Here is a 6,299-nt window from a genome sequence, read left to right as displayed (position 1 = left end):
CTGGCTTTCGCCCAGGCGGTTCATGGCGCTGTGGCGGGCGAGGATCTTCACGAACAGCTCGGGCTCGGCCTCGACATAGGGGTCGACCATCTCGGAGTGGCAGTAGCCGGGGCAGAGCGCGTTCACCCGCAGGCCCTGCTGGGCGTAGTCGACGGCGGCGGACTTGGTGAGGCCGACCACGCCGTGCTTGGCCGCGGCGTAGGCCGAGTGGCCGATGTCGCTGCCTTCGAGGCCCAGGATCGAGGCGATGTTGACGATGGCGCCGCCGCCGGTGGCGAGCATCGCCGGGATCTCGAACTTCAGGCTCATGAAGACCGAGGTGAGGTTGGTATTGATCACCGCGTGCCAGTTCTCCTCCGGCATGTCGGCGACCTGATGGAAGGGCTCGCCGGCGATGCCGGCGTTGTTGACCGCCCCGTCGAGCCGGCCGAAGCGCGCGACCGTCTTGGCGACCATGGCCTCGACGTCAGCGCGAACGGTGATGTCGCCCTGGATGAACAGGCCTTCGCCGCCGGCGGCCTTCATCTGCGCGAGCACCGCCTGGCCTTGCGCCTCGCGGCGACCGGTGATGGCGACCTTGGCGCCCTGGGAGGCCAGGGAGACCGCGGTCGTGGCCCCCAGGCCCGAGGTGCCGCCGGTGATCAGGATCACCTTGTCTTGGAATTGGGTCATGGTGGGGTTCCTCACTTCAGATGATCCGGCAGCTCGACCCAGGGGCCGAGGCCGTCGTGGTTTTCGGGGAGGGTGCGGAGGTGATCGACGAGGCCGAAGGCTTCGAAGGTCTCGGTGAAGTTGGCGAAGGCCTTGCCCCACCACATGCGCTGGCGGATCTGTTCGGGCGGGAGGTCCGCGAGCGTCGCCCCCTTGCCGCCGAGCTCGATGCGCATGCCGAGGTCGTTGTCGAAGGCGCCGGCCTGGGCGATCACCGAGCCATAGGCCACGTAGTAGAGCCACTGAACGGTCGACATCATGCGGTATTCGCCCAGGAACTGGTCCCAGCTGTAGTCGGGATAGGCCCGCGTCTTCTGCATGAACCGGTCGTAGAAGGCGCGCAGGATCCTGAGTTGGCTCTCGCGGGCATAGACCTCAGGCAGGACGGTGCCTGAGTTGAGGAGGTAGCCGAGGTCGGACGGCACGGGGCCGGAGAACATCTGCTGGAAGTCGATGCAGAGCCAGCCGTGCGGATGTTCGGGGCGATCCTCGCAGAAGAAGAAGTTGTCGCCCCGCATGTCGCCGTGGGTGAGCGTGCAGGTGGCGCCGGTCTCCGGCCGCGTCGGGGCGAAGAAGGCGTCGAGCCGGGTGGTCATGCGGGCGTTGAGGTCGGTGACGCCCAGGCGCGCCTTCCACGTGCCGCTGGCGAAGAGCGGGGAGTCGTCGCAGTCGGAGAGTCGGTCGACCAGCTTGGCGCCGCCCGGCATCGCGGTCTTGAAGCTGCCGAGATTTTCCGGGGCGCACCAATGGTGGACATCCATGGCGGCCAGTTCGGCGGCCTTCTCGCCCCGGTCGCAGCCTTCCCAGGCGACGGCCACGTCGACCAGGGCCGGGATCATCCGCATGACCTCGTCGAAGGTGAGCTCGTGCTCGTGCACCTTCTGGGTGGCGAAGACGCCGACATCTTCCATCACCAGGGCGAAGCGGCCCTGGGCCTCATCGAAGGCGGCGAGGTGGGTCCTGGGGCGGGGATAGAACCGGTCTGATGGGATGCGGTAGCCGTGGATATCCTTGATGAACATCGCCGCGATCCGGTCCTTCGGTGCGATCTCCAGCGAGGGCCAGGCCTTGACCACGAAGTCGGTCGGCGCGTCGGTGGGCTCGGCGTAGGTGCAGCTGACCTTCTTGATCGACGAGAAATAGCCGGCGGTCATGCCGACGCCCTGCTCGGTCTGGCTGACGACGCGGTTGGTCGCCGAGATCGCGCCGCTGCGTTGCAGGACCAGGGTCATGTAGGCGGGGTCGACGTCTTCCAGCCGGGCCGGGAGGGGCAGATCAGCGGTCGATGCGGGCATGGCGATCTCCGTCTGGCGCTGTCGTGTACGGACCAGCGTTCCCAGACGGGCGCGCAGGCTTAGCAGCCTTGCATTCGTGTGAGAGGCCGCGCATGCAGACCACGGTCCGAAACCGATGAATTGCCGATGGCTTGCCGATGACGTCTCCGGTTCCAGCGCGCGACCTGGCTCATGAGCCGGACTTCGCGCTGGGCGCCCTGAAGGTCCGGCCCTCGACGCGCGAGGTGCTGGGCGCGTCGGGCGCCGAGGTGCTTGAGCCCCGGGTGATGCAGGTGCTGGCGACGCTGGCCCGGCGGCGGGGTGCGGTGGTGTCGCGGGGCGATCTGGTCGCCGAGTGCTGGGGCGGCCGGGCCGTTGGGGACGACGCCATCAACCGTTGCATCCAGGCGCTTCGGCGGCTCAGCGGCGCGCAGGGCGGGTTTTCGATCCATACCGTCAACCGCGTCGGCTACCGGCTGGACGCTCTGGAAGACGGCGCACCGGTGCTGGCGGTGCTGGCGTTCGACAATTTGTCGGGTGATCCGGAAATGGTCTGGTTCTCGGACGGGATCTCGGTGGAGATCCTGCAGACCGTGGCGCTTGGCGCGGGCGTGCGGGTGATCGGCCAGGGATCGAGCTTTCAGTTCCGCGGCGCGGACAAGGCCGTCGCCCGCGTGGCCGCCGAACTGGGCGCGACCCATGTGCTGGACGGATCGGTGCGGCGGGCCGGATCGCGACTGCGGGTCTCGGCGCACCTTGTGGCGGGGTCGAGCGGGATCGCGCTGTGGTCGATGACCTTCGAGCGCGAACTGGCCGATGTGTTCGCTGTGCAGGACGAAATCGCCGGCGCGGTGGCGGCGGCCCTGCGACTGGCCTTTGCGCCGACGCGGCCACCGGAGCGCATCGAGCCCGCCATCCACGACCTATACCTTCGGGCGCGGACCCCGCCGGCCGCACTCAGCGGCGCCTTGGATCAGGCAGAACCGGCGCAGTCGCTGGCGTTGCTGGAGCGGGTGACCACTGAGGCGCCGGCTTTCGCGCGAGCCTGGGCCGAACTGGCCATGACGCGGGTGATCTGCCTTCGACGGCTGGATCGCGAGCGGTTTCCCGGCCTTACGGCGGAGAGCGCGGCGACGGCGGCGGAAACCGCGCTCCGGCTCGACGGATCGCTGGGTTTGCCGCACCAGGCGCTCAGCTATCTGGCGCCGCCGGCGGCCTATGCCGAGCGGGAGGCGCTGCACCGGCGAGCGCTGGCGGCGGCGCCCAATGACCCTCGGGTGCTGAATCTGGCCGGGCAATTCCTGGCCGAGGTCGGGCGGCTTTCTGAGGCGCTGGACCTGGCGTCGAAGGCCGCCGAGCTGGATCCGCTCTACTGGCCGGCCGCGCAGTGGAAGGCCGGCCTGTTGGGCGCGCTCCGCCGTCATGACGAGGCGCGTGTGCTGTGGGACGCGAGCCTCGCGCGCTGGCCGGAGGTGGAGGCTCTGGCCGGCGAGGCCATCGCCGACGCGGCCAACGCCGGGGACTGGGCGCGGCTGGACGCCCTGATCGAAGCCAGCCGCCGCAGCGGCCATGTGGGCGAGCGGTTCCAGGCGTTCGTCCAGGCGCAAATGGACCGGCGGACGCCGCGCCCTGAGGCGCTGGCGGCGCATCATCAGCGCGTGGCCACGCGGTTCGCCCGCGACGGAACGGTCTCGCTGATGGACCTGGCCCAGCTGTGCGCGGCTGGCGGCGCGGACGAGGCCTTTGACTATGTGGAGCGGGCGCCGTTCGGTCACATGTTGGAGCGCGGCGGGTCGATGCGCGGTCGCACCTGGACTCCGGCAGTGATCTTCGTAGCCGCCAATCGGGCGATGATCGCCGACCCTCGGTTCGCCCGGCTGTGTCGCAAGCTTGGACTGTCGGACTATTGGGTCAGTTCGGGTCGCTGGCCCGACTGCGCGGACCTGCCGGAGCTGAGTTACGACTTCCGCGCTGCGTGTCGGGAGTCGGTTGAGGGCTGAACGGGAGATGCGGGTGATGCCGGGGCCCATGGCGTCGATCCTGCGCCGCGCCCGGGCGCTGGGCGCCTCTAAACGCGTCGATTGAACGCCGATTGGCCTCGTGGAGCACCAGCGTGAAAGGACCTGCCCTGGAGGCGGCGCGCCTGCCCATCGACAAGGCATGATCTTGCCGAGTAAATGCCCGCGAGATAAGCGCATCGGCCCGCCCCCTTGCGGGGGTTCCCGGGTCGCGTTTCGGCGCGCTTGAATGGATGACGACGATGGCCCCGCCAGAGCGGCAAGGACTGTACGACCCTCGGAACGAGCACGATGCGTGCGGCGTTGGCTTTGTGGCGAACATTAAAGGCCGCAAATCCCATGAGGTGGTGCAGTCGGGCCTGAAGATCCTGGTGAACCTCGACCATCGCGGCGCCGTCGGCGCAGACCCGCTGGTCGGCGATGGCGCGGGGATTCTGATCCAGATTCCGGACGGACTCTATCGCACCTGGGCTGAGGAAGAGGGCGTCAATCTGCCGCCGGCCGGCGAGTATGCGGTGGCGATGTGCTTCCTGCCGCGCGATGCGCTGGCCCGCGCCGCGGCGCTGGAGCAGTTCGAGCACTTTCTGCGGGTCGAGAAGCAGCCACTGATCGGCTGGCGCGATGTGCCGACCGACACGACGGGCCTCGGCGACGCGGTGCTCGCCTCTATGCCGGTGATCCGTCAGGCGTTCATCGGGCGCGGTCCCAATGTGAAGGATCGGGACGGTCACGAGCGCAAGCTGTTGGCCGTGCGCAAGCAGTTCCAGAACCCGCTGGCGGAAGTCGCCGCCAAGCGCGGCCTCCCGGGCCTGACGGAGGTCTATCTGCCGTCGCTGTCGACGCGGACGGTGGTCTACAAGGGTCTGCTCCTGGCCCATCAGGTCGGCAGTTTCTACAAGGACCTGCGCGATCCGCGCTGTGACTCCGCCCTGGCGCTGGTCCATCAGCGATTCTCGACCAACACGTTCCCGTCGTGGCGTCTGGCGCACCCCTATCGGTTCATCGCCCACAACGGCGAGATCAACACGGTCCGCGGCAATGTGAACTGGATGAACGCCCGCCGGCGTTCGCTGGAGAGCGACCTGCTAGGCCCCGATCTGGGCAAGATGTGGCCGCTGATCCCGCATGGACAGTCGGACACGGCGTGCCTGGACAATGCGCTGGAGCTTCTGGTCGCGGGCGGCATTCCGCTGGCCCAGGCGGTGATGATGCTGATCCCCGAGGCGTGGGCGGGCAACCCGCTTATGGACGCCAAGCGGAAGGCTTTCTACGAGTACCACGCCGCCCTGATGGAGCCCTGGGACGGCCCGGCCGCAGTGGCCTTTACCGACGGTCGCCAGATCGGCGCCACGCTGGACCGAAACGGCCTGCGCCCCGCGCGCTTCATCATTACCGACCAAGACCATGTGATCATGGCCTCGGAAGTCGGCGTGCTGGACGTGCCGGACGAGCGGATCGTGCGCAAGTGGCGCCTTCAGCCCGGCAAGATGCTGCTCATCGACATGGAGCAGGGCCGCATCATCGAGGACGAGGAGATCAAGCGCACCCTCGCCGAGGCTGAGCCCTATGAGGAGTGGCTGGCCGAGACCCAATTCAAGCTGGAGGAGCTCAAGCTCGACGCGGTGGCCGGCGATCCGCCGGCCAATGACCCGCAGGCGCTGCTCGATCGTCAGCAGGCGTTCGGCTACACCCAGGAGGACCTGGCGTTCTTCCTTGAGCCCATGGGCAAGGACGGGGACGACCCGATCGGCTCGATGGGTCACGACACGCCCATCGCCGTCCTCTCGGCGCGGCCCAAGCTCATCTACGAGTATTTCAAGCAGAACTTCGCCCAGGTCACCAACCCGCCGATCGACCCGATCCGCGAGGAGTTGGTGATGAGCCTCGTGTCGATGATCGGCCCCCGGCCAAATCTGCTGGGCCGGCAGGCCGGCACCCACAAGCGCCTGGAAGTGGCGCAACCGATCCTCACCGACGAGGATCTGGCCAAGATCCGCGCTGTGCATGAACTGGCGGACGGGGCGTTCCGTACGGCGACCATCGACGCCACCTGGCCGGCGGAGGAGGGTGTCGAGGGCCTGAAGACGGCGCTCGATCGTGTGTGCCGCGAGGCCACGGACTGCGTGCTGGCCGACAACAATATCCTGATCCTCTCGGATCGGGAGACCTGCGCCGAGCGCGTGCCGATCCCGGCGGCGCTGGTGACCGCGGCGGTGCACCACCACCTGATCCGCCAGGGCCTCAGAATGCAGACGGGCCTGGTCGTCGAGACCGGCGAGGCCCGGGAGGTGCACCA

The 6,299-nt window shown here is 68.4% G+C and carries 4 protein-coding genes; 2 read left to right on the top strand and 2 right to left on the bottom strand.

Annotated features, from left to right (window positions below; all coding sequences use genetic code 11):
• Both ACIQ3R_RS13830 and ACIQ3R_RS13825 read right to left on the bottom strand, forming a co-directional pair.
• Positions 1–672: SDR family NAD(P)-dependent oxidoreductase (locus ACIQ3R_RS13830; RefSeq protein ID WP_397419444.1), on the bottom strand; the 672-nt coding region annotated here is incomplete at its 3' end.
• An 11-nt stretch (positions 673–683) separates the two neighbouring features.
• Positions 684–2,006, bottom strand: coding sequence for an oxidoreductase family protein (locus ACIQ3R_RS13825; protein WP_397419443.1), 1,323 nt, complete (start codon positions 2,004–2,006; stop codon positions 684–686).
• Between the two features lie 137 nt (positions 2,007–2,143).
• Here ACIQ3R_RS13825 and ACIQ3R_RS13820 point away from each other — a divergent pair, with 137 nt between their 5' ends.
• Positions 2,144–3,985: a winged helix-turn-helix domain-containing protein gene (locus tag ACIQ3R_RS13820; protein WP_397419442.1), complete on the top strand. Its 1,842-nt coding sequence runs from the start codon at positions 2,144–2,146 to the stop codon at positions 3,983–3,985.
• A 329-nt stretch (positions 3,986–4,314) separates the two neighbouring features.
• On the top strand, positions 4,315–6,299 hold a 1,985-nt coding region (locus ACIQ3R_RS13815), incomplete at its 3' end, for a glutamate synthase central domain-containing protein (protein ID WP_397419441.1).

It is taken from the genome of Phenylobacterium sp., assembly GCF_044371015.1.
GTDB lineage: Bacteria > Pseudomonadota > Alphaproteobacteria > Caulobacterales > Caulobacteraceae > Phenylobacterium.
This window is presented reverse-complemented; position numbering and strand designations above follow the sequence as displayed.

What these genes read in the sequence shown, in the direction of transcription:
- ACIQ3R_RS13825 (WP_397419443.1), bottom strand. Translation starts at nt 2,006, where the DNA reads ATGCCCGCATCGACCGCTGATCTGCCCCTCCCGGCCCGGCTGGAAGAC.
- ACIQ3R_RS13820 (WP_397419442.1), top strand. Translation starts at nt 2,144, where the DNA reads ATGACGTCTCCGGTTCCAGCGCGCGACCTGGCTCATGAGCCGGACTTC.